This window comes from Citrobacter sp. Cm038 (assembly GCF_030333105.1).
Taxonomy (GTDB): Bacteria; Pseudomonadota; Gammaproteobacteria; order Enterobacterales; family Enterobacteriaceae; genus Citrobacter; species Citrobacter murliniae.
The window spans coordinates 716,176-742,222 of sequence record NZ_JAOWGO010000025.1 but is presented as its reverse complement, the minus strand read 5'-3'; the positions used below and the strand labels follow the sequence as shown (position 1 = coordinate 742,222).

Genomic DNA, 26,047 nt, shown 5'->3' with positions numbered 1-26,047 from the left:
GGATGATGGATATCGATAGCATTATTTTTACCGCGGGTCACATACAGCTGTCACCGGATGAAGACAAAATCCCCTGGGACGAACCCGCTTTTAGCCAGCGTATGCTGGAAAATCATTTGTCGCAGGAACATGACTGGGCAAGCCGCAGACTGACCGTAATTGAACAACAGATAGCGTGGATTGCCCGCCAGTTACCTGATGGGGCACGCATTCTTGATCTCGGCTGCGGCCCTGGTTTTTATACCCGCCTGTTAGCGGAGCGCGGTTTTAGCTGCACAGGAGTGGACTTTTCACCGGCATCCATCCAATGGGCATGCCAGCAGGCGCAAATCTCCGGTCTGAATATTGAATACATCCAACAGGATATCCGAACATACAGCCCGGATGATCCGTTCGATTTCATCATGATGACCTTTGGGGAACTGAACGTATTCAGCGCATCAGACACTTGCTCCCTCATCAGCAACTGTGGGCGATGGCTGGTACCAGGCGGCAGGATGCTCATTGAGGTTCATACCTACGATGAGGTTAAACGTCAGGGTATGGCGCCTGCGAACTGGCAGCGTTGTCCACAGGGATTGTTCCTTGCTGTTCCTCATCTGTTGTTGACCGAAAACAGTTGGGATGAAGAGGCACAAATCAGTTCAACACGGTTCTGGGCAATAGAGGCGAATGGTCGAGCTACCCGGTTCGGCAGTCAAATGAAGGCCTGGCATGGTGATGAATATACCAGCCTGCTCGCTAACGCGGGCCTTAGCATAAAACAGTGCCCGGACAGTGCAGAGTGGCCGGTCAGCGAGACGTTTGCTGGCAAGCTATTTGCTCTGCTGGCTGAAAAAGCTAACCCCTGTGAACAAAACCCGCTGAATACGCCATCGATAAAAGGAATTAATTAATGGATATTCCACGTATTTTTACCATTAGCGAAAGTAAACACCGCATTCATAACCCGTTCACACCAGAAAAGTATGCCACGCTGGGCCACATGTTACGTATGAAGCCGGGTACGAGTATTCTCGATCTCGGCAGCGGTTCTGGTGAGATGCTCTGCACCTGGGCGCGCGATTATGGTATTACCGGCGTCGGCATTGACATGAGTCCCCTCTTCACCGCGCAGGCAAAACGACGTGCAGATGAACTCGGTGTCAGCGAACGAGTCCATTTTATTCATAACGACGCGGCCGGTTACGTTGTTGATACAAAATGTGATATAGCGGCCTGCATCGGTGCCACCTGGATTGCAGGTGGCGTCGTCGGGACGATTAAATTGCTGGCAAAGAGCCTCAGGCCTGGAGGAATTATTCTCATCGGGGAACCGTACTGGCGTCATGTCCCAGCCACGGAGGAGATCGCCGAAGCCTGTGGCGTCTCGTCCATGGCTGATTTTCTCCCTCTTCCCGAACTGGTATCGTCTTTTGATGAACAAGGCTATGACGTAGTAGAAATGGTGCTGGCGGACCAGGAGGGTTGGGACAGGTATGAAGCCGCGAAGTGGATGACCATGCGCCGGTGGCTGGAAGAAAACCCAGACGATGACTTTGCGAAAGACGTTCGGGCAGAACTGACGGTAGCCCCCATACGCCATGTTAGATGGACGAGAGAGTATTTGGGTTGGGGCGTTTTTGCATTAATGCCACGTTAATTTGAAGGAGGACACTGGTATAGCTGAAAAGCTATACCAGTTGACGCAGGCAAGTGAATCGCCCTGGTTTAGCAGACACCTCAAAGTCATTTAAGATGGCGTTGGTATGCTAACCCACAGTCAACACTAACATCTGCTATTTGCTCACTGCGGACCTTCAGCTCAGGTAACTTGTTCGCTTCGTACCAATAGCAGACTTTTAGTAGTTCTAGAAATCTCTCATGCCGAGGCCTAATTTTGGGCGACTACTACACTTGAACATACAGACATTAGGGTGACAATAAAGTACGCTCATTTTGTACCGGATCATCTCAACGAAAGCATACTTTTACCCCTCTTAACAACATGGATTAAATGATGTTATGGAAAATAAATACAAACATGACCTACACGAAATTCTTTGTTTGAAAACGGTTGGTGAAGCTTTCGAAGCTTATCGCGTCGATGATTACGACAAAATGATCATTGAGTGGGCAGAAAGAGAACTACTCTCCGGCAATAGTTCTGAATCATTGTTAATTTTAGCCTCCCTCAATTTAGATAAACATCCTGATTCAGATGAAATTGAGCGCTACCTTCATGCATATATGCTTGAAAAAAACATAGTTATACCCAGCATCAGCGCGAGTGCAATTACGTGGCTAAGGATCAAAGCCTGGTTTCTAATGAATGCCGGTACTTCCAAAGAAGTAGAGTTACGGCTGCATCAAATCCCAGCGTTTCACTTATCTCCGAGCTCCCGTATCTTTAGCAACATCTGCTGGAAGTTTTACAGCATATACGACGAACTCTATGATGATTGGGGACCTGAATATCCTTCTAAGGCCTCAGCGATGAGCGAAGCAGACATTCTTGAATTTGTAAAATGCCGCGTGAAGCCCTTCTATCGCATTCTCTGCAGTTCCGATTGGGCCTGGGTTCTGGCCCGCGTAGCATAAGCAATCTCATGGCAGCAAAATGTCAGGAGCGGACGTCGATAAAATCTATCGGGCATTACGCGGAGATAATCCAACAATGGCTGGGATGGAAGCTTATTTCACGCCCGCAGTATAAATTATTCGAGCTGACTTAATGAGTCTGCTAAAAAGCAGAAGATTGGCTCGTGAGAAGAGAATCAAGAGAAGCTACTCGTCCCGCCACACTGACTGAAACTCAATGGGAACTTGCTCTTTATCGAAGCCTATAAACCAGTAAATATCACCGCCAGGACCTACCATCGGCACTTCTCCCCATCCCTGATGAAACAGTGCCCGGTGCCAGTCTGGCCTAATGAGACCACGCCGCTTGAGCCGCTCCCCATTGCATGTTGCAGCCCGAATGGAAGGGAAATGAATAAAAAAGCTAAATGGCAGTCCCTCATTTTTCGCACGTCGCAGTTGAATGGATAGCCAGCGCTGATTGCGCTGACGAAGCTTTCTTTTCAAAATGTATCCTTGCGCAAGAGGTTACCTATAGTGTCAGAGCATTAGTGTAAAAATGTATCGCCACGTTTACCAGCGCCTCGTGGGAAACAGCAGGAACTATCGGTATGGCGATGATTGCGTATAATGCGCTGCGATAAACTCTGAAAATTGCCGTGGCTAATGATATGACTCTCAATCGCTGTTGTTATTTCCTACTGATCGTCGCGGCGATCGGAAGCTTTTTTACGTCGTCTCCTTTAGTCATGTGGTTCCTGCTCGCCAACATACTGACGCTGGTAATTTACGGCGTGGACAAAATAGCAGCACGTAATGCCTGGCGCAGAGTGCCAGAATCCACTTTGCTGGTGTTTGGCGTTGTAGGTGGGTGGGCTGGCGCGATTATTGGGCAGCAACTCTTCCGCCATAAAACACAAAAACAGCCATTCAAAACATACTTCATCATCAGCGTGATATTGAGTGTCTCAGCAATGGCGGCGGTTTATCAGTTCTATCCGTTTTCACTTTCCTGAGCGTCAGCTATGAGCGCACTATCCGGTCAATTTCCATCACGGACTTTGTCGTTCTGATCATTCACATCTTATAGTTACAGGATGATGTCCGGGAGGGTGGCTATTTTTAGAATCAGATCTATTATCCACCCTGCCCTTAAATTAATTGGATTATAGATTAAGTGTTATACAGTGAAATTCCGTACCTTGCCCATAATGTGACTTTTTGTTAAAGTCAAAAAATCAACGTCAAATACTTTGCGTATTACATGGACGTTATTTATACAAATAATAAGATGATGGAGCTAAAATGAAGTATGTATTTGCCCTTATGTTAACTGTGGGATTATCCAGTTGTACCGCAAGTGATTGGGTTGATGCTGCAGGTGGCATAATGCAAGCTAAAGACCAACACGAAAAAGACACCAGAAGCAATCGCATAAAAGCCGCTAACAAGGCCGCTGGTTACTAATATTTAAACCAATAAAATAAATAATTACCGGCCTAATGGTCACGGTATTTAAGAAATAGCTATACTCGTCATACGTCAAGTTGCAGGTGTGTTGGCTTCCTGCAACTTGAATTATTTAATGTATATATCCATGTTTACCTACCATTTTGCGGTGAATAATGCGGTATTTATTGCGATAAATACTGGGCAGCAAAAAAAAGTGGTGCTATAGTGATTTGAAATTTGACATTATATCTACCTGAGGACGACCTCAGGTACGATCCATCAACCGGGACGGCCCATTCTTCTGTAGGAAGATTTTATGGACCGTTCATGTCTCTGCAGTTCAGTAACTCCATTACTTATATTACACGCCTCAAATGCTTTTGGTTCCTGCTCCCTGCCAGAATACCAGCCATATCAGGCCTGCCCGTCGGGATACCATTCAAATGACCCACTGAGGAGATCTGAATGAGCCCGGATATCACTAATCTCTCCCATCACTGGTCACTGGCGATATTTATAATCGGAGCGATCGGCCTTGGTGCATTACTACTTCTGCTAGCCCGTTTTATGGGCGGACGATCCAGCGGACATAGTAAACATGAACCTTTCGAATCCGGGGTATTGCCAGTAGGCAGTGCCCGTTTGAAACTGTCTGTAAAATTTTATTTGGTCGCACTCCTTTTTATTATTTTTGAAGCTGAAGCGTTGTTCCTGTTTGCTTATGCCATAGCGGTGAGGGAAGCAGGCTGGAGCGGTTTTATTGCGGCAAGCATATTTGTGTTGATCCTCCTCGTCGGGCTCATTTACGAATCACGGATGGGTGTTCTGAATGGCGGTCAGGGGCAGAAAAATAAGCGTCAGAAAGAGGTGTAAGCACTAAAAACCACTATATGCAAATTGAGAATGCAGGGCCGGTAACACGGTACCGGATATTTAGCGCCGGGACGACCGGTCGTGTTCAGTTAAATAAAGGGACGCCCCTTCACAGAACTATAAGGTGTTATTATGCGTAAACTCGTGTGGTTATTAACTTTGGCTGGTTTTCTTTCTGGATTTGTCATCAGCCAACTGCTTGCACAGATATCCGTCTTCCCCACTAGTGTGATGCCGTGGGTAAACGTAACGCTTTCCCTGGGAATGGGTTGTCTGGGATATCTCGCGGGCCATTTCTTCAGGTGGATCGTTTTAAAAACCGATATGAATTAACACATCCTGAAGGTATGTGCATCACGGAGCGGGAACGCAACTCACTTCGTGTATTGATAAATAGCGATGCCGGGCATTCCGGACTCTATGCAGGACGACCTGCCGCTTATTAATCTCAATGGGACGACCCGTATGTAAGGATATTACAATGGCCTGGTTATCTCTGTTTCTGGCAGGTATTTTTGAAGTGGTATGGGCATCAGCAATGAAAGAATCGCACGGGTTTACACGTCTCATACCCAGTGTTGTTACCCTGTTGTTTATGCTCCTCAGTTTTGGTCTCCTGGCCTATTCCATGAAATCCTTGCCTCTGGGAACGGCTTACACTATTTGGGTCGGCATCGGTGCAGTAGGTGCGTTTTTCGTCGGAATTACCCTATTTGGGGAAGCTGTTAACTTTACTCGTCTGCTCGCTGTCGGGCTCATCATTTCCGGTGTAGTGCTCCTCAAACTCGCCACCAAATAAACCCTGCGCCTGCCGGTCAGACAACAACGCCTTCAGGCAAAGTGATCAAGGCGAATACCGCATACCGGCAGGCCGGGAAGAGATATTTCTCTCACAATCAGATATCTTTAAACCTTTCCACTGAGACAGGTTCCGTTCCATGACATTACAAATACGCCAGGCCACGCTGGCCGATTCGGTGTTGCTCAATGAGATGGGGTTTCGCATCTATCGTGCTCACTTTCAGCATATGTGGGTGTCTGAAGCGGAGATGAACGATTTTTTAGAAAGTGAATACTCTCTGTCCACGCTTGAAAAGAGCCTGAGAGACCGTAGTGTCAGTTGGTATGTGGCCGAAACCGACCGCCCAATTGGTTTTGCGAAATTGACATGGCAAAGCACAATACCTGAGACGGAGCTTTCAGGCGTGCTGCTTAACAAGCTCTACCTTTGTCCTGCTGAGACAAGTAAACGCTACGGTCAGTTAATGTTCGAAAGAATTAAAGAGCTTGCCCGGAGTAATGGAAAAGATTTTTTATGGCTGGAAGTTCTTGAACAGAACGAACGCGCTCGCAAATTCTACGACAAACAGGGCATGCAGTTTATTAAAGCGATCGTTTTCGAAACAGCTTCGCAGCGGAGCATTCTTAAGATCATGGGAATATCTCTGTAGACTTGTGCCCTATTACCGGTTGGGATGAACGAAAAACACGCTGCAAAATCAACAAAATATAATCAACTTGCTTAATTACTCTGCAATCGCGTGAAAACATGAAGAAAAATAGCATTTCCCTCTTGCCTCATTCGGCCTCTGCCGCTAATATTCGTCCCCGTTGTCACCTACAACATTGCGTTCATAGCTCAGTTGGTTAGAGCACCACCTTGACATGGTGGGGGTCGTTGGTTCGAGTCCAATTGAACGCACCATTCCAAATTTGTGCGTCCGTAGCTCAGTTGGTTAGAGCACCACCTTGACATGGTGGGGGTCGATGGTTCGAGTCCATTCGGACGCACCACTCAGTTATATCCCTGAATTTCCTAATATTCCCAAACCAGAACACATATAAACTTGGTTATACGTTGTCCTGTTTTAAGCACAGGGAAATGTCCCCTACCCTGTATTGCCGGAAAAGATGAAAATGATGAAAGGGCTACAGGATCAGCCCTTCCATTGATTGAATTTTACTTGCTGTCGATGCGTCTTCCGCTGGCGTCAGTAACCTTCTCACCATCTTCCTTGGTAAAAGCCCCCTTCTGTGGCTGTGGAAGAATATCCAGCACGACCTCCGACGGTCGGCACAGACGCGTTCCCAGCGGTGTCACCACAATTGGACGGTTAATCAGGATCGGATACTGCAACATAAACTCGATGAGCTGTTCATCAGTAAAACGATCTTCAGCAAGCCCCAACACTTCATACGGTTCAACGTTTCTACGCAGCAGTGCCCGTACCGCAATCCCCATCTCTGCAATGAGTTTGACCAGTTCGTCACGCGATGGCGGTGTTTCAAGGTAATGGATAACGGTCGGCTCAGTACCGCTGTTACGGATCATCTCCAGGGTGTTGCGCGACGTACCGCATGCCGGATTGTGATAGATAGTAATATTGCTCATTTCAGTATCTCATTACAAAGTAAAAGAGAGGCGTAACGCCAGTGCAGCCAGCGTTACAAACAGCACAGGCAACGTCATGATAATCCCGGTGCGGAAGTAATATCCCCACGTGATTGTCATATTCTTCTGTGAGAGAACATGCAGCCAGAGCAGCGTTGCCAGGCTACCGATCGGTGTAATTTTCGGCCCCAGATCGCAACCAATAACGTTGGCATAAATCATCGCTTCTTTAATCACCCCTGTTGCGGTACTGCCATCAATAGACAGCGCGCCAACCAGCACAGTAGGCATATTGTTCATAATGGAAGACAGAAACGCTGTCAGGAAACCTGTACCCAAGGTAGCTGCCCAGAGCCCTCTGTCCGCCAGCACGTTCAGTAGCCCGGAGAGAGACTCCGTCAGCCCGGCATTACGCAAACCATAGACCACCAGATACATTCCCAGCGAGAAAATGACAATCTGCCAGGGTGCGCCGCGTAACACTTTACCCGTGTTAATGGCATGGCCCCGTTTAGCAACAGCAAACAAGATGGCTGCCCCAACTGCCGCGATTGCGCTAACCGGAATACCAAGCGGCTCAAGAATGAAAAAGCCAATCAGAAGAAGGATCAAAACTATCCAGCCCGTCCTGAATGTTGCCGGGTCCTTAATCGCCTTTGCAGGGACCTCCAGCCGGGCCAGATCGTAAGTGGGTGGAATATCCTTGCGGAAGAACAGATGCAGCATCAGCAGCGTGGCAACAATAGCAGCGATATCCACTGGCACCATGACCGACGCATATTCCGAGAATCCAAGCCCGAAGAAATCTGCCGAAACGATATTTACCAGGTTCGACACAATAAGCGGCAGACTGGCCGTATCAGCAATAAATCCGGCAGCCATAACGAATGCCAGTGTAGTGCTTTTACTAAACCCCAGAGCCAGCAGCATGGCGATAACAATAGGCGTTAAAATAAGCGCCGCGCCATCATTGGCAAACAGCGCTGCGACCGCCGCACCAAGCAGAACGATATACGTAAATAGCAAACGACCACGACCATGGCCCCAACGAGAAACGTGCAGTGCAGCCCATTCGAAAAAACCGGACTCATCGAGCAGCAGGCTGATAATAATAACAGCAATAAATGTCGCTGTTGCGTTCCAGACGATATTCCACACCACCGGAATATCACCGATTTGTACAACGCCAGAAATCAGTGCGAGTACAGCGCCGAATGTGGCGCTCCAGCCGATCCCTAATCCCTTCGGCTGCCAGATAACCAAAACAATGGTCAGGACAAAAATAGCGCCTGCCAGTAACATAAATCCTCCAGACAGGGCGACAGAGTTGCCCTGTAAATACTTTCAATTAATCCACCAGACCTCTGAGTTTTTCGATGCCGCCAGGTTCTGATGCAAGTAATGGAACCAGTGCTATACGCGTAGCATGTTGTTGCTTGACGGCCTCAATCTGCGGTATCTCCTGCCGGGCACGTTGACACAGCAGTGGCGAGCGCGTGTCTGCAATAGAGAGGCTGTTGTTGATAATCCATCCCCAGGGCTGAATCCCCGCCCGTACAAGATCGGCCTGCAAATTTGCAGCCTCCAGCACCGGAGTCGTTTCAGGCAACGTGACCAGTAGCACTTTGGTTCGCTCCGGGTCCTGAAGCTGCATCATTGGCGTTGTAAAGTGTCCTTTATTCCCCATTTTCCGGGCAATCTCGCGGTGATAAGCCCCTGTAGCGTCCAGAAGTAAAAGCGTATGTCCTGTAGGAGCCGTATCCATGACAACAAACCGCTTTGCTGCTTCGCGGATCACACGGGAAAATGCCTGGAATACCGCAATCTCTTCAGTGCAGGGAGAACGTAAATCTTCTTCCAGCAGTCGCTTCCCGGCGTCATCCAGACTCCTGCCCTTTGTCTCAAGAACATGCTGGCGATAGCGTTCGGTTTCATCGTGCGGGTTGATCCTGCTGACCTGCAGATTATTGATGCTGCCGTTGAGGGTTGTGCTGAGATGTGCGGCAGGATCTGATGTCGTGAGATGCACATCAAATCCCATGTCCGCAAGCCTGACGGCTATAGCAGCCGCCAGCGTTGTTTTACCGACGCCACCTTTCCCCATAAGCATAACCAGACCGTGCTCACTGCGGGCGATATCATTGACCATCTCAGAGAGAGACAAATTCTCAGGCTGGTACTGATTAACCTGTTCAGGTATCGATGCAGCCTCAGCACGCATAGTGAAAAGATTTTTCAGCGCGGATACGCCAACCATGTTCACCGGTTGAAGAAATAAGGTGTCTGTCGGCAGGCCAGATAAACCGGCGGGAAGATTTGCCAGAGTCTGCTGCTCCCGTTGCCATATAGCTGCGGCTAATGTGTCGCCTGCCGCTTCGGTTTCTGGCAATACGCCATTAATGACCAGATACTGGTTATTAAGACCAATCGCGGCGAGTTCCTCATGAGTACGTGAAACTTCACGTAATGTTGAACTTTGCAATCGTGCGACCAGTACCAGCCGGGTACGCTCGGGATCGGACAACGCCTCAACAGCATGAGCATATTGTTCGCGCTGTTTTTCCAGCCCGGCCATTGGCCCCAGGCAGGAAGCACCATCCGGATTACTTTCAATAAAGCTGCTCCAGGCGCCGGGAAGTTGCAGCAGGCGGATAGTATGGCCTGTCGGCGCGGTATCAAAAATAATGTGATCAAAGCGAGTCAGCAGATCCGCATCAGTCAGCAAGCCGGTGAACTCATCAAATGCCGCGATCTCCGTCGTGCATGCCCCCGAGAGCTGCTCACTGATGCTGTTAACAACATCATCAGGCAGAAGCCCTTTAATAGGATCGACGATCCTGGCCCGGTATTGCTGAGCGGCGGCCTGCGGATCGATCTCCAGAGCAGCCAATCCCGGCACAGACTTCACGGGAAGAATGGTGTTGCCGATAGTCTGATCGAATACCTGACCAACATTCGAGGCGGGGTCCGTGCTAACCAGCAAAACTCGCTTGCCCTGCTCAGCCAGACGGATAGCCGTCGCGCAGGAAATGGAGGTTTTACCCACTCCGCCCTTACCAGTAAAAAACAGATAAGGCGGGATATTCTGTAAGAAACGCATACATCCTCCTGACATACTCAACAACAGGAACTCTTACCACCACAGCAGCTTGTCGGTGCTAATCCCACCTTCTCCAGTGGAATGCCAAACCAGCGAGCCAGTTCAGCACGTTTTGGATAACGTCCTGCCATCACCGTTTCTCCATCCAGTAATAGCAATGGAAGTCCTTCAGCACCTGAAACCTCAAGGAATGTTTTTGCTTTCGCGTTCTGTACAAAACTCATGGGTTGTTGCGCGAGGTTGTAGCGCTCAACCTGAATCCCGCGTTGTTTCAGCCATTGCACATCGGCAGAGAAATCGACCAAAACCTGATCGACATCGCTTCCACAAACGCCGGTACTGCAACACATAGCCGGATCAAACACCGTTAACGTTTTCATCTTCAACACCTCACATTCGAAAAAACATATATGTTTAGGCAAATTTTTTAGATACAAACAGCTTTGCCGTTACCAGAGCAATTTGCCGATGCCAGCTTACGGGCGATAGCTTGTACGTCGTCCTGTTGGCTTAACCAGGCCTGCTCGATAACCTGCGCCGCCCACGAAGGAATATGCGGAGATAAGCGGTAATGAACCCACTTCCCCTGCTTGCGATCCAACAGTAATCCACTTTCTCGCAACATCGCCAGATGACGTGAAATCTTAGGCTGCGACTGATCCAATGCCGTACAGAGATCGCACACGCACAACTCCCCCATCTCCCGGAGTAATAGCACGATACCGAGACGGGTCTCGTCAGAAAGGTTTTTGAACAACTGTAGGGATGAAATTTGCGACATAATAACCTCCTGCCATGGGGTAAGTTTCTCTCTGCGTAGATGAAAAGTCAAAAACATATTCTTTTTATCGAATATGTTTTCAATATTCAAAGAGGCCCCTCTCTGAAAATTCATCTTGAAATGAAGCCCCCACCGCTTGTACCAGCAGCGGTGGGGATCCATTAGTGCGAGTAATTTTCAGGTTTGGCTATAAGATGATCCAGCGAATACGTAGAGGTAACATGCGAGTCACTTAACGGAATCTGTGAGGTATCACCGGCATGTCCTGGATTTGCAGGTGCTGCAGCAATTGTCCCATGATGAGTTTCGCCAACTTTCATCAACAGGGTAATGTCGGCGATTTCATGTAACTCATGCGCCAGATCGCTAAGATCCACTTTCCCATGCTCGCCGCTTTCTTTACCGGTAAAGATGCTATGACCTTTTTCATCGGGTTGACCTGCTTCACCATGATGAAAATTGAAAGCAAACGAATCATGATTATCATCAAACAGCTTGCCTAATCCACTGTCGTGCCGTGCTGCATGATGGTTTTTATCCGCAATATGAAACTCCTGCTTTCCATGATGAATGGGGGCGTCGACTATCACATCAACATGCTGTGATTGCCGTGTCACATTGCCATAGTCATCATGCGCCATCACCGAAACAATCACGTCGTTGTGTCCGCTAAGAAGACTGTCGGTCTGAACCGGAATGTCATAGCTCAGATGCCCATGAGTTTCATGCAATCTTGCATCGTATTGTTTACCGTTAATCGTCGCGCTAACGTGATCGCCTTTGTGTACATCCCCGTCTATAAAACCCGTAATGTGATTGACCGGGTTGCGCACTTCATGCCAATCGATACGGTTATCACCCGTCACTTTATTCACAATGATCGTGGCATCAGCATGAGTATCCAACACCACGTTCTGATGCCAGGCCGGTGTAACTTTGTTTCCCGCATCATCTGTTGCCCGCACACTCACCGTGAAATCATTGTCTCCTTCATGCAACCACCCTTTCTTCACTTCAACGTCATAGCCCAGGTGATTGCCGACGGTGACCACTTTAGTTTGAACAACGTGACCATTAACCAACAGCGTGACAATATCGCCATCCTTTGCATCACCATCAACCACGCCGCTGACAGAAATATGACCAGATTCTGCCGCATTGATGATGTTATCCGACGCGACGGGATCCATGCTGATGGAAGCATCAGCATGCGTATCCAGTATGACAGTCTGAGTTGTGGTCGAGGTTGCCGAATTACCAGCAGCATCCTTACCGCTAACGGTAACCGTAACGCTATTTTCACCTTCGTTGAGGACATTACTATCAACGGGGATGTCATAGGTCAGTGAACTATGATGCTTGTCAGTATGTTCAACGATAATGCCAGTATAAGTATGACCATTAACGGCGAGCGTTACCGTATCACCAGCATGAACATCACCCTGCACACTCCCCGTAATTGCCGTCTTCCCTGACATCAGTTCAGACAAATTAACTTTGCCATCGCCCGCAATCGTATTAACGTGAATACTGTTTTCCGCATGTTGGTCAATGATCAGTTTATTGGCTTCGCACAAGGTTACCGTATTTCCAACAGCATCAACTCCTGTGACCGTATAGGTAATTTCCGGGTTCTGAAGCAGTTCAGAGGTATTAACCAGTACTTTAAAGGTTAATTCACCGCTCGGACCATGTTCAATTATTGCGTTCAGATCATTGCCGTTAACATGCACAATCACGTTATTACCCGCATGCACATCGCCAGTAACTGTGCCGCTGATCTCCGTCGTCGGTTTTTGGCTGTCATCCAGATTAAGCACATTGTCATCTGAGACTTTGTTGATATGCAGCTCCACATCAGCATGATCATCGATAGCCACCGCTCTGACGGCACGCTGGCTAAAGGAATTTCCTGCATCGTCTGTGCCGGAAACAGTCACTGTAATCGTTGGCGTGTCGGTTGGATGGGCTTTTAATTCAGCCGTCAGCTCTGCTTTTAAATCTGCCGTATCGACTTTCATCGTGTAGCCAGGCTGTCCGTTCATGCCAGGCAGTTCGATGACTTTGCCAACAGTCAGATGACCATTGAGCATGATTTTCACGTCATCACCGATCCGGGCGTCACCACCAACCACACCACTAATTTCAGTCTGCTGGGAACTGAGATCTTTCGCGCTGAGGATATTGTCACCTGAAACGGTATTAATGGTGATAGTTGCCGAGGCAGTCGTATCCACACCTATAGTGCGGTCCGCGAATGCATCAATCGAGTTTTGCGCTGTATCATTCCCGGTCACTTTCGCATCAATACGGTGTTCGGCCAGCAGATCGACAGTCCTGATATCTGCTTTGTAAGTCATATCCGGCGCAATTTTGGCATGATACTTGTGGTTATTAACCGTCAGCGTGACATATTCGCCAGGATTCACATCGCCTGACACGGTACCGGTTATTTGTGTGACAGGACTCTTTGTTTCTGACAGGTTAAGGACGTTGTCATCCGTAACACTATTGATCGTTACCGTCGCCTTAACGTCGGTATCAACGGCAATCGTTTTACCATCCGTTACCGTCATTACGTTGCCATGATCGTCGTTGCCGGTCACGCTGGCGGCAATAACAGGGTCGTGACGTAAGTCGTCAATGCTTATCTCTTTGCTGAATCTCAGTACATGACTGGCATCTTCAAACACCTGCGTCGTAATTTGGTGGCCGTTAACGGTCAATGTTACGTTGCTTCCCGTATGTACATTGTCACCGGTTACGGTACCGCTAACGGTCGTCGTGCCAGACCGGGATTCCACACTATTAATAACATTGTCACCGGCTATATCATCGAGCTTAATTGTGGCGCTGACATCAGTATCAATAATCAGTGGTTTAGACACAGTAACAATCTGGCTGCCATGATCATTATGGGCCGTGACTGTCGCTGTAATATCCGGATGATTAATGAGATTTTGCGTATCAACGCTAATCTCATAACCGTACTCGCCCGGCAAGTTAGGACGTTCAGTAACATAGCCGGTATAGCTGTCTTTTCCGATATGTAAGGTCACCTCATCACCCAGGTTCACATCGCCTGAGACTGTGCCGCGGATAACCGTGTGCGGTGACTGCGAATCCGACTGGTTAATAATGTCGTTACCTGCAACCGGATTTAAGGTGATAACGGCATGTGGTTGGTCGTTATGAGGTTGCGTGGTGGTGTTGCCATTATTAACCGTGCCATTATTGCTGGTCGCTGGCCACGGAACATTAGCATGTATCTGAGCGCTTGCCGTTTCACTATTACCGTAAGGATCGGTGCTGGTTATCTCTACTCTGACATCGGCATTATTATCTAAATCGTGCGCGTTAATATAAACAGGGTTGCCGGTTGCAGCATCAATAAGGCGATCGCCGTTAAATCCAAGATGACCATCAGAATATTTCTGCACCGCCGTTTCATAGGTTTTCCCGTTGGCGAAGATTTTAACCACATCGCCTTCTTTTGCGTCACCACCAACCGTTCCCTCAATGACCCAAAAATCCCGGGAGCCGTTAAGTGTTAATGACCCCACTTTTATTTCCGCATCAGCCCGTGTATCAATATTTACAGTATGATCAGACTCAGCCAGAACGGTATTACCTGCTGCGTCGTAACCCATTACAGAAGCGTGGATCACGGGCTTACTATCACCTGAAATTAAATCTGCAGTACTGACATCAATGCTGTAGTGAAGACCACCACCTTGATCGCTAACGCAGCCAAAATAATGCTGTCCATTTACAATTAACTCAACCCGATCGCCACTATGGACATCGCCACTAACAAGACCAGTGACAGTCGTATATTCCTGATGCGCTTCGGTATTGTTAATGACGTTATCGTCAGTAACAGAGTCAATCGTAATGGTTGCATAAGCACGATCATCCCTTGATACATCGTGTGTCGCCCCGGCTGTTATGGTATTGCCTGCTGCATCGCTGGCATTAACCGTTGCAACAATATGCGGATCAGCAAGCAAATCTGCAGTACTGGCGGCAAAGGAATATCCCAGCTTGTTATCAAGATATGCCTGAGGCTTCACTTCAACATCGTACGTATGACCATTCACCGTAAGATGCACGAATTCTCCCGCGTTAATATTTCCGGTGACCAAACCATTAATGACAGTGGTCGGTGACGATTGATCCAGCTGATTAAGGACATCGTCGCCTGAAATAATATTGATAGTCACCGTAGCATCCGCGTGATCATCAATGCCAACAAGGTGTTCAGCCGCTACCACTGCACTATTTTGCGCTGCATCTGTCACGCCGATACTGGCGTATATTTTATGATCGCCAGAATGAATATCCGTGGTTTCCACCGCGATACGGTAGCCCATCTGGTTATTCCCCAGGTCTTCCACTGTCCCGTGATAAACATGGTTATTCACTGTCAATGTCAGCGGATCACCGACGTGCATTTCGCCGGTTACATTGCCGGTTACCAGGGTAAAGCGGTGATTAAGCTCCTCATCGTTTAGCGTGTTATCTGCTGTCACAGGATCCACCGTAATGGTGGCATCAACATGTGTATCGACAACAATATCCTGCTTAGCTTCAATGAGGGCCGTGTTATTGGCGTTATCAGTGACAGAAATCGAGGCTCTGAGGTGCGGATCACTCATCAAATCGTAGGTGCTGACATCAATACTGTAATGAAGGTTAGCGTCCACCCGACCGCTTAAATCAAGGCCATTGACATGCAGAGTCACCAAATCGCCTTCTTTCGCGTCGCCACTTACCGTCCCGGTAATGGTTGTGAACTCATGTCCCGACTCTGCGGCGTTGATCATATTGTCATGATTAGCGGTCACCGGGTCGATGGTAATCGTCGCCTCCGCATTCAGATCGACCACTAATTCTTTCGACGCCTCCACGAGCTGTCTGTTACCAGCCGCATCCTGACCCGTAATATGCGCTGTTATCGTATGATGTGGATCGGCAAGCATGTCTCTTGTCAGCACATCGACATTGTAGCCCAGCGCCCCATTCTGATGTGCAAGCGACGCCACAACCGTCTCATAGTTTCGCCCGTTCACCGTGACGACAACTTTGTCGCCCGCATGGACATCTTCCCCACTCACAGTTCCGGATACTTTAGTGAAATGCTCTCTCGACTCTGAATGGTTGATGATGTCATCACCCGTCACTGGATCAACAGTGATACTCACATCCGCGTGGTTATCAATATGGACAATGTGTTCGGTGGTCTGGATGACTTCGTTTTGCACGTGATCAAACGAAGTTACCGTCGCGGTAACTTTAACGCCCGAATCGATATGTCCGCGATTATCGCTGAACGCGTAGGAATCAACCGCAATACTGTAGCCCAGTTGATGGTCAGGTAACTCCACGACATGCCCGGAATAGTGATATCCGTTAATCTTGAGCACGACATCATCACCCACCTTCGCATCGCCCCCCACAATGCCAGTGAGAGTTTGTTTGGGTGTCTCCAGTTCACTGTAGTTAAGTACGTTGTCATTCGTCACTGCACCAATGGAAATTGTGGCGTGGGCCTGTCTGTCAAGAGTGACCTGGTGATGCTCGACTGAACTCGCCATGTTTCCTGCATCATCATTACCCGTTACCGTCACCTGCACATCATTTTTACCTTCACGGAGGTAATGTGTTGGCACCGCAACCTCATAACGCAGATGTCCGTTATCGACCACCACTACGCCATTAACAGTATGGCCGTTGACGCTCACAACAACAGGATCGCCCGCATGTACATCGCCACTGACTTTACCACTGATAATCATCGGCATACGGGACTCGCTGGCATTCACGATGTTATCCCCATCCACCGTATCAATGTTCAGCGCGTTGTAGGCATGGCTATCCAGAATAATAGTTTTATGCTCAACGGCAATAGCCGTGTTCCCGGCGTTATCGACGCCAGTAACCATCACCTGCACATCGTTTTTGCCTTCAACAAGCGCGCTATGCGGCACGGTGACATGATAGCCGAGATGGCCATTTACCTCTGAAACTAAGCCTGTATAACTGTTGCCATTTACGCTGATCACTACAGGATCGCCTGCTTGTGCATCACCACGAACAGTGCCGCTAATTTCCGCAGACTCATAGGCGTTGACGGTATCATCTCCCGCCACGATACCGATCGTCACCTCATTATGCGCATGACGATCAACGGTAATGATCCTATGCTCATAAGCAACCGCTTCGTTTCCCAGGTGGTCATGACTGGTCAACATGACCTTCACATTATTCTTGCCTTCGTGCAGCACACTGGTCGGTACAGGCACGCTGTAATACAGATGACCGGCAACACCCGCCACTTCACCAGCATAATCCCGGCCATTCACAGTAATAACGACCGGATCGCCTGCCTGAGCGTCACCACCGACATTGCCACTGATCAAGGTTGGCAGACGAGATTCATTCATATTAATGATGTTGTCGCCCGCAACCGTGCCAATATGCACCTCGTTAGACGCGAAGTTATCAATATGAACCGTATGTTCGGTAATGACGGTGACTTCATTGTGAGCGGAGTCATGAGAGGTGACCGAGGCGGTGAATTTAATATCTCCGTCAATCATGGCGTGATTATCACCAAATACCGCAGGATCCACAGAGATTTTATATCCCAGCGTTCCATCACCGAGATCGACAACGTTATCGATGAATTTATGCCCGTTAATATCCAGAGTCACGACATCGCCGCGACGAGCATCCCCACCGACTGTTCCGCTAATTATCTGCTTTTGCGCGTTCATTTCTGCGTGGCTTAGTGTGTTATCTTTCGTCACGCGATCAACGCTGACGGAAGCATCCGCATGGGTGTCCAGCACGACGTTTTGATGCGCCAGCGCAATCGCTTCGTTGCCCACCTTGTCATGACTGATCACGTTGACCTGGACGTCGTTATCACCTTCCTGAAGGAGACCCGGCGAAATCGCGACTTTATAATGCAGTTGCCCGTGGCCATCTTCAACGACCCGACCGGCAAAGCTCTGCCCCTGTACCTGCACCACAATCCGATCACCCGCTCTGGCATCCTTCCCGCTCACTACGCCAGTAATAAAGGTGTCATGCTGTGATTCCGCAGCGTTCACTACGTTATCGCCCGAGACCGTTCTGATAACCACAGCATTTTCGGCATGGTTATCAAGATGGACCGTGTGCTCTGTCGTCTGAGTGACAACGTTATCGGCTTTATCATGGGCGGTGACGCTGACAGTGAACCTCAAATCGGCATTTACTTCACCGCCGTTATTACCCAATGCGCCGGCATCCACCGGGATGCGGTAACCCAGCGAACCGTCGTTCAGGACGATAACGTCTCCGGTGAAATGCTGCCCACGGATATCAATATCAACTCGATCTCCCGGACGAGCATCCCCGCCTACGCTGCCATGAACCCATTGCTTCGCATCCAGCTCATCGTGGTTCAGTACATTATCTTTTGTCACTGCATCCACGCTTATCGTGGCATCGGCATGGGTGTCCAGCACCACATTATGGTGCGCTACTGCGATCGCTTCGTTGCCTGCTTTATCGTGACTGGTCACCGTAACCTGGACGTCGTTGTCACCGTCCAGAAGTACGCCCGGCGTTACTGCGATTTTATACTGTAACTGGCCTCCAGCATGGGCAAACGCTTCGCCCACGAAGTCCTTTCCGTTTACATGCACCACAACCCTGTCGCCCGCTCTGGCATCCTTCCCGCTCACTACACCGGTAACATAAGTGTCATGCTGCGATTCCGCCGCATTCACTACGTTATCGCCCGAGACCGTTCTGATATCCACGGTGTTAAAGGCGTAAGTATCCAGCGTCACATTTTTGTGCTCGACAGCTATCGCTTCGTTGCCCGCCATATCATGGCTCACCACCATGACCTGCACGTTATTGTGGCCCTCACCCAGCGCATGGCCTGGTACAGGGACGGCATAACGTAGATGACCGTTGTCATCCACCACCTTGCCGTAAAACGTCATTCCGTTAACCGTGACTATCACACGGTCCCCTGACTGCGCATCACCAGCGACATCTCCGCTAATGACTGTCGGCATACGATTTTCGATGGCATTTACTGTGTTGTCGCCAGCCACGGTACCGATGGTCAGAGAATTATCAGCCTTCGTATCAAGCGTGATTGTCTTGTACACTACTGAAATCGACGAGTTGCCAGATGAATCAACGCCGGAAACCATCACCTCTACATCATTACGACCTTCGTTTAACGTACCGTTCGGTACAGCGACGTTGTAACGCAGTGTGCCGTTTTCATCACTCACCGTACCGTAAAACGGCAATCCGTTAACACTGACCACCACAGGGTCTCCGGCCTGAGAATCTCCGGTCACAACACCACTGATAAACGTTGGCATACGGTTTTCCATCGCGTTTACCACATCATCGCCAGCAACGGTGTTAATACTTAGTTCGTTGTGGGCAAACCTGTCGAGGGTGACAATTTTGTGCTCAGTAGCAATAGCTTCATTACCAGCAGCATCATGACTGATAACCTGGACCTGGACATCGTTTTCACCTTCGCGAAGCCGGTTTGTCGGGACAACAACCTCGTAACGCAACTGACCGTTATCACTGACGACGACCCCATGGGTATCATGCCCCCCAACAGTCACCGTCACCTGATCCCCCGCTTTGGCATCGCCACCGACGAAACCAGTAATCATAACGGGCATGCGGGCTTCATTTGAATTGACGATGTTATCGTCAGCAACAGTACCAATCGTGACGGTGTTATGAATATCCAGATCGATATCAACATGATGGCGGGTTGAGGCTTGCGATGTATTACCTGCAGCATCCGTCGACGTCACAGTGGCTTGAACATGGGGATCGGAGAGCAATCCCTGAGTGGAGACGTTGATTTGATAACCCAGCTTACCATTACCCAAATCGATAACAGTGTTGGTATAGGTCTGCCCGTCTACCAATAAAATGACTTTATCGCCAATCTTTGCATCACCCGCAACAATACCGTGAATTAGCGTCTGCCGATTATGGGACTCCGCGATATTGATAACGTTATCTGGCGTAACACTGTCTATGGTGATGCTGTCATGCAAAGCGATGGTGTCAATAACTGCGACAGAGGTACTTTGCGCAGTACGGCCCGAAACGTCTGTAGCCGTTGCCTCTACGGTAATACGCCCTTCAACCATTTGGCTTAAATCAGGCCGTGCTGCCCAGTGACCGTCAGTCACAGCTACATCGATGATTAATGTGTTTTTCTGGCTATCAGTGAAAATGAGCGTGACATGATTTTGGTTGCTGGTACCGCTAACGCTGGCATGATTTATTTCATTTTTACTTACGTAGCCATCGTTACCCGCAAAATCATCAATGTGAACCACGGGAGGAAGAACATGGAGGGCACCAGCTGAATCGCTTGCTGCGACGCCGCTATCAGGTAATCTACGCTCCCATTCAGGCTCACCGATCCCCCGCGTTTTGAAACCAGCCGTCGGGTTCACTATCTGCCCGGTAAGCTCCAGTTGCACCAGAGTATGTCCACCGCCGCCACCTTCAATCTGTACTGTAGGTTCATTACCGGCGGCAGGCGCTTCAAATGATTTAGTCGGGTCTTCACCTGATGCAATCGCATTCTGTAACGATGCAACATCCTGATTGTTATAATCATCGGAGTTTACGGTGTGCAGGCCATTCTCGCCCCATTGACTGTTTCGTCCAAGATCCAGGATTCGGCCATCAGACAGCGCTACGCTAACCGCACCGCTGCTGCCGGTAATAACCTCTTCACTGCTGTAAATTCTGTCACCTTCTTTCAGGAGGCGCTGCGAGCCATCCGCTTCCATGACATAAACCTGGCCAACTATCGTTTTAATCACACCGAGTAAATTACTCACAGCTTTCTCTCCTGGAGAACATCATTATTTTTATAAAAAATAAATATATTAAATAGCCACACCCTAAATAACTTGAATTGCAGGAAGGCAGCCAACACCTAAGCGGTTTAAGTATGATGGGTATATACAAAAAATCATTCAAGTTGCATCAAGGCGGCAAGTGAGTGAATCCCGATGAGCTCACTTCGGTAAGTGATTCGGGCGAACGAACGTAGCCAACGCCGAGGCAGCTTGAAGGATGCCGTGCATAAAAATATTATACTTACCTGTGAAACAGATAGGGAGCGCGACAAATGTCCATTAATGGGCATTTGATTAATTGAAAGTTAAATTATAAACAAGTCAACATTAAAACATGCGCCGCAAAAAACACGACAATACTACAACAAATCAACCCCTGTAGGTTCTCCTGTAGTGACCGTTATATCTCGATGCTGGACTTATTTGTCATGTTATCCAGAACTGTTTTAATTACCTGTTGTTCAAAATGCTCTGCATGCAGATATCTTTTTTCTTTATAATTTTTACTTGTATCCCGATCGGGTTGATGTAAAAAACATTCTGGAGGCGTACACGAGATAATTGAGTTAATTATTCCAACTGGCTGCGGATATTCAAAAAACAGCGAGCCGGAGCAATAATTATGGGTGAGTTGCCACTCGGACAATTCGTTCAGGAAACAATCCGACTCTGGTTTTGGTATTGCGCTGGCTTTATCGTGACCTAAAACAATAAAAGCAAGATTGTACAACCCATGTGCATATGGCCAGAACATTTTATTGAGCTTAGTGACACCAAACTCCCTTACTTGTGGAACACTTTTACAATATAGATCGAGTAGTGTTCCCGCTTCGGCAACGTTTCCATCAAGAAGTGCAATCAGGTATCGAATAGCCAGGAGATCGTGAGTGGCCTGCTTAGTCGCAAGTACCCTTTTTGCCCCTTCCCTTGCATCTGTTTCAAAGTCAGTACGTTTGTACCATAAAGCCATAACTAAATTGGTAATCGCTATTGTAACAGGATGACCATTGTCACTCAGACCACACTTTTCAGGTAAAAGAAGTGACACACGATAAAACATGCCGGCGGCAAGAATATCCAGGGTCGTCCATATATTGATGCAGTGATCGCATCCGGAATCCACACCCAACGTCACGTGCCTGACCATGGCAGACTGACGCAGGGCTGAATGTAGAAGTTCCATGTCCTTTGACTGTATCGCGGTTTTGTACCCCAATAACTCTGGCTTACCTTTCATGCGAAGCATAAAAAGCCATGAACTTACCTGCTCATGAAGGGAATAACCTTCGTGGCACTCATCATGAATAGCCAGGCACTCAGCTAAATAGTCATTCATGCTCATCCAGACAAGGGCATTTTTTACAGCCTCTTTTTCGTATTCTCGCTGGTATGCACGTTGATATTTAGGGGAAATAATAGCCATAAAAAACCTGCAAATTAGTAGCGTTAGCACTACTTTACGATAAAAAAGAGAAGCGATTATGGTGAGTTATCACGTCGAAATCAGTCGCTTCCTTGCCCTTTACACAGCCTACGAAAACGGTATTTATCACCCATCACTATCGGCGTTCCGCATATTTGCTACGTTTGTGTTGATACAGTAATTCGTCCGCTTTCAACATTGCAACTTCAAGCGTATCGCCTGGCTGCATCTGGTGCGCTCCCCAGGAGAACGCCACCAGTTTATCGCGATCAATAGTGAGCAATTGTTCCTGCACGCGATCGATAACATCACGCGACTTATTCAGTGAATAATCGATAAGAACCAGGCAGAACTCATCCCCCCCAGCCGTATGCCATAATCACTTTTACGAATAGTATTTCCCAGCGCCAAACCCAGTGCCTGTATCGCTTTATCACCCATATGGTGGCCAAGCGTATCATTTATTTTTTTGAGTCCATCGCTGTCAATCGCGATGATCGTGACAGGGATGTTGCGATCAACGAGCGCGCGTATTTTTTGCTCAAGTTCAGGTGTAATAACTTTTCTGTTATACAGGCCAGTCATCACATCCGTCACGTTATCCCGCGAAAGCGATTCCTGTCTGATTAACTGCTTATGCGCATATCGGCATAATGTCCAGGTCCCCAGAACATACAAAATAAATAGCCACAGATTAGCGATGATGACGTAGATAGCATCCAGTTTGACATGGAGAGTGTAATACTGGGTGATTTTGTCCTGGTAACTGATCAAACCAAAAGATTTGAGATCCGGGTTATGAAAAATAATATTCGCACCGGTTGCATTATCCGTAACATACAGAGACAGGAATTTCCATAGCAACGGCCGGTCAACTGTTTCGAATGAAACGATAAGATCGTTAATATTGATATCTGTAATCAGAATGCCTTTCACTTTATCTCCCAGGAACACTGGAGTAAGCATGCTGATAATATTATTTTGAGTATAACCATCCTGGTAAATATGAGACACAATGCTTTCCCCTCGTATCAGGTCATCCAGAGCGTTCTCATCGATTGTAATAGTATGTGCGCTGCGCGCGATATTAATGCTGCGACCATTATTAACTAACCAGTTACTAAAGGTATAGTCACGGGTATTAACCAGTTTATTGATGTAAATATAGTTATGTGAAAGATCTATGTAGTATCTGATATTCCTGAAAGCATAGCCGGTATAGTTTGAAAAACTGTACTTTTGTGAGACCGTACTCCCTGGACTTTGAATTATGGACATCGCGCCAATATCACGCCCCCACTCTGTACACGTTTTATTCTGAGTCTGTAAGGTCCCTTCAAGGTTTTTCATAGTTTTAGACAGAAGATTAAACCCGTAGATGTTGCCCTCGTTTTCTACATGTCGACAGATCTCTGCCAGTTCACTATCGGTAAGGTTATCGGAGGATGTTCTGGAATAGAATTCCCGCGAAAGCCGACTGGCGATATTCTGATTAATTGACTCTTCATGGAATAGTGCCGATTTGCCATTTTCAGCGACATATCCCATATAATTCTGTAAATTTCGCGCTTCATGCACGGCCAGCGCGATGAACACTAAGGTGGTACAAACCACAGTCAAGATAATCGCACTAATATATTTTTGTCTCGACAAAATGGCTAACTCCTTGTTGTACCTCCAAGAAATAAGCTCAAGTATAGCATCAATCCATCCCTCGTGGCCTGCGGATAGGTACAATACAGCGTGGCGCTGTCAATCCGGCACGATGGCCGCGTGATACATAACTCAAACGATAAGAAATAGAGTAGAAATGTCGATGGGGTTATGGATATTTTTTATTCTGTCTACCATGCTTTGCCTACTCGTCAGTTAAGCGAGCCACTCATCCCCAGAGATTACGTCTTTTGGCCGAGGACACGACAATGCGCAGCATACTGCTTCCTCTAACACTCGCAGCGTGTCTTTTTGTTTTCGGCGTTTCTGTCCTGAATATTCAGCTCTGGTATTCATCCAGGGCCGATAGCCTTGCTGGCGCTAAATATGCAGAAAACAACATAAACAATATACTCGATGAGGCTACTCTGGCGACCAAAACGGCTAAGGACATCGTCGTGAAGGGTTGCGATCTGGAAGAACAATATCAGCTCGGCACAGAAGCTGCTCTGAAGCCTCACCTGCGGACCATTCTTATCATCAAAAATGGGGCAGTATGGTGTTCATCGCTGCCGGGTAATCGCGTGTTATTGACCCACATTCCCGTTGTGCCTGAAACAAACTTACTGCTGGCACCCGCCAAAAACACCGTCAACGGCCTGCCGGTACTGCTCTACCAGACACTTTTTGCAACGAGCCGTATTCTGGTCACCATCAGCGATCAGCATATTCGCGGAGCGCTGAATGTTCCGTTGAAGAGGGTTGCGTATTCACTACTCGTGGGAAATAACACCATCGGCCTGTCGGGAGATGTGGCAACAATAGACGCAAATACGCCACTAACCGGGCGAATTGACTCGGCTAAATATCATTACAGTATAATTTACAATCAACCGCCGCTGTTCAGCTTAGCCAGACTGGTCACTAAAGGTTCAGGCATACTGATATTCATCCTGCTGATATCCGGTATCGCGGCTTACGCACTGGAAAAATATTTGAACAAGAATGCGACGCCTGAAGAGACGTTACGCAAGGCAATCAGCAACGGAGAGATCGTACCTTTTTATCAACCGATCGTTAACGGCAAAACGTTGACGCTGCGCGGTGTTGAAGTATTAGCCAGATGGAAACACCCGAGAGCCGGATATATCTCCCCGGCGTCATTCATTCCAGTTGCCGAAAAATCCGGTCTGATAATTCCCCTGACTCAAAGTCTGATGACACAGGTCGTGACGCAGATGAATGTCATTGCCAGTAAGTTGCCCGAGGGATTTCATGTCGGGATTAACTTTAGTGCATCCCATATCACCTCCCCCACATTTGTTGAGGAGTGTCTGAAATACAGGGACAGTTTCAGACGAAATGATTTACATCTGGTTATTGAAGTAACCGAACGTGAACCCTTACATGTGGATGAACACCTCGTTCAGCGACTTAATGTCCTGCACGAAAATGGTTTCGTAATTGCCCTGGATGATTTCGGCACCGGCTATTCAGGACTTTCTTATCTTCATGATCTGCATATTGATTATATTAAAATTGACCAGAGTTTCGTTGGTAGAGTAAATGCTGATCCGGATTCAACCCGCATTTTGGATTGTGTGCTGGATCTGGCTCGTAAACTGTCGTTAAGCATTGTCGCCGAAGGGGTCGAAACGAAAGAGCAACTCGACTACCTGAACCAAAATAACATTACCTTCCTGCAGGGCTACTATTTCTACAAACCGGTAACCTTCACCGGACTGGTCAAAATTCTGCTGTCAAAAGCCAGAGCTAAGGTGATTGTCGAGTAAACGTATAACCGATTAACTGTAATTCTATGTCACTGATTCAACACAGGCATAGCAAACAGCATTATTCGAAAGGTTTAAATAAAAACAGGCGGAGAATG

The 26,047-nt window shown here is 48.0% G+C and carries 15 protein-coding genes, 2 tRNA genes and 2 pseudogenes; 10 read left to right on the top strand and 9 right to left on the bottom strand.

Going from position 1 to position 26,047, the window contains the following annotated elements:
• Nucleotides 1-2: 2 nt before the first annotated feature.
• Together OGY01_RS23000 and OGY01_RS22995 are read left to right on the top strand one after the other, a co-directional pair.
• Nucleotides 3-1,642: pseudogene (locus tag OGY01_RS23000) on the top strand (class I SAM-dependent methyltransferase).
• A 362-nt stretch (nt 1,643-2,004) separates the two neighbouring features.
• Nucleotides 2,005-2,580, top strand: coding sequence for a hypothetical protein (locus OGY01_RS22995; RefSeq protein ID WP_286493789.1), 576 nt, complete (start codon nt 2,005-2,007; stop codon nt 2,578-2,580).
• Nucleotides 2,581-2,766: 186 nt separating this feature from the next.
• Here the strand turns inward: OGY01_RS22995 and OGY01_RS22990 are convergent, their stop codons facing one another.
• On the bottom strand, nt 2,767-3,066 hold the full coding sequence (locus OGY01_RS22990; RefSeq protein WP_286493788.1) for a hypothetical protein: 300 nt from the start codon (nt 3,064-3,066) through the stop codon (nt 2,767-2,769).
• Between the two features lie 164 nt (nt 3,067-3,230).
• Between OGY01_RS22990 and OGY01_RS22985 the strand changes: the two genes are divergently transcribed.
• The 7 genes from OGY01_RS22985 (at nt 3,231) to OGY01_RS22955 (ending at nt 6,678) form a co-directional block, all read left to right on the top strand.
• Nucleotides 3,231-3,575, top strand: a complete 345-nt coding sequence (locus OGY01_RS22985) for a DUF1294 domain-containing protein (RefSeq protein WP_200042172.1) — start codon at nt 3,231-3,233, stop codon at nt 3,573-3,575.
• Between the two features lie 901 nt (nt 3,576-4,476).
• On the top strand, nt 4,477-4,884 hold the full coding sequence (gene ndhC / locus OGY01_RS22980; protein WP_286493786.1) for an NADH-quinone oxidoreductase subunit A: 408 nt from the start codon (nt 4,477-4,479) through the stop codon (nt 4,882-4,884).
• A gap of 132 nt (nt 4,885-5,016) precedes the next feature.
• Complete coding sequence (locus OGY01_RS22975; RefSeq protein WP_048221540.1) at nt 5,017-5,217, top strand: hypothetical protein; 201 nt, start codon at nt 5,017-5,019, stop codon at nt 5,215-5,217.
• 148 nt (nt 5,218-5,365) lie between these two features.
• The gene (gene sugE, locus OGY01_RS22970) at nt 5,366-5,683 is read left to right on the top strand and encodes a quaternary ammonium compound efflux SMR transporter SugE (protein WP_045442376.1); all 318 of its coding nucleotides are present in this window, start codon (nt 5,366-5,368) and stop codon (nt 5,681-5,683) included.
• A gap of 139 nt (nt 5,684-5,822) precedes the next feature.
• A complete protein-coding gene (locus OGY01_RS22965) occupies nt 5,823-6,335 on the top strand; it encodes a GNAT family N-acetyltransferase (protein WP_200011751.1) in 513 nt (170 codons plus the stop codon).
• A 177-nt stretch (nt 6,336-6,512) separates the two neighbouring features.
• Nucleotides 6,513-6,589 (top strand) — tRNA-Val (locus tag OGY01_RS22960).
• A gap of 12 nt (nt 6,590-6,601) precedes the next feature.
• A tRNA-Val gene (locus OGY01_RS22955) sits at nt 6,602-6,678 on the top strand.
• A 166-nt stretch (nt 6,679-6,844) separates the two neighbouring features.
• Here the strand turns inward: OGY01_RS22955 and arsC are convergent.
• The 8 genes and pseudogenes from arsC to dgcJ all read right to left on the bottom strand — a co-directional run bounded on the left by arsC (nt 6,845) and on the right by dgcJ (nt 24,099).
• Nucleotides 6,845-7,276: a glutaredoxin-dependent arsenate reductase gene (arsC, locus tag OGY01_RS22950; protein WP_045442371.1), complete on the bottom strand. Its 432-nt coding sequence runs from the start codon at nt 7,274-7,276 to the stop codon at nt 6,845-6,847.
• 12 nt (nt 7,277-7,288) lie between these two features.
• Nucleotides 7,289-8,578, bottom strand: a complete 1,290-nt coding sequence (locus tag OGY01_RS22945) for an arsenic transporter (protein ID WP_048221544.1) — start codon at nt 8,576-8,578, stop codon at nt 7,289-7,291.
• 46 nt (nt 8,579-8,624) lie between these two features.
• The gene (arsA, locus tag OGY01_RS22940) at nt 8,625-10,376 is read right to left on the bottom strand and encodes an arsenical pump-driving ATPase (protein WP_286493785.1); all 1,752 of its coding nucleotides are present in this window, start codon (nt 10,374-10,376) and stop codon (nt 8,625-8,627) included.
• A 17-nt stretch (nt 10,377-10,393) separates the two neighbouring features.
• On the bottom strand, nt 10,394-10,756 hold the full coding sequence (gene arsD / locus OGY01_RS22935) for an arsenite efflux transporter metallochaperone ArsD (RefSeq protein ID WP_045442366.1): 363 nt from the start codon (nt 10,754-10,756) through the stop codon (nt 10,394-10,396).
• Between the two features lie 47 nt (nt 10,757-10,803).
• Nucleotides 10,804-11,157: an As(III)-sensing metalloregulatory transcriptional repressor ArsR gene (gene arsR / locus OGY01_RS22930; RefSeq protein ID WP_045449582.1), complete on the bottom strand. Its 354-nt coding sequence runs from the start codon at nt 11,155-11,157 to the stop codon at nt 10,804-10,806.
• Between the two features lie 161 nt (nt 11,158-11,318).
• The gene (locus tag OGY01_RS22925) at nt 11,319-21,059 is read right to left on the bottom strand and encodes a retention module-containing protein (protein ID WP_286493783.1); all 9,741 of its coding nucleotides are present in this window, start codon (nt 21,057-21,059) and stop codon (nt 11,319-11,321) included.
• 421 nt (nt 21,060-21,480) lie between these two features.
• A complete protein-coding gene (locus OGY01_RS22920) occupies nt 21,481-22,503 on the bottom strand; it encodes a hypothetical protein (protein ID WP_048221547.1) in 1,023 nt (340 codons plus the stop codon).
• Nucleotides 22,504-22,639: 136 nt separating this feature from the next.
• Nucleotides 22,640-24,099 (bottom strand): annotated as a pseudogene (dgcJ, locus tag OGY01_RS22915) (diguanylate cyclase DgcJ).
• 326 nt (nt 24,100-24,425) lie between these two features.
• On the opposite strand from dgcJ, the gene pdeG reads away from it, so the two are divergent.
• The gene (gene pdeG, locus OGY01_RS22910; protein ID WP_045442358.1) at nt 24,426-25,949 is read left to right on the top strand and encodes a cyclic di-3',5'-guanosine monophosphate phosphodiesterase PdeG; all 1,524 of its coding nucleotides are present in this window, start codon (nt 24,426-24,428) and stop codon (nt 25,947-25,949) included.
• Nucleotides 25,950-26,047 lie beyond the last annotated feature (98 nt).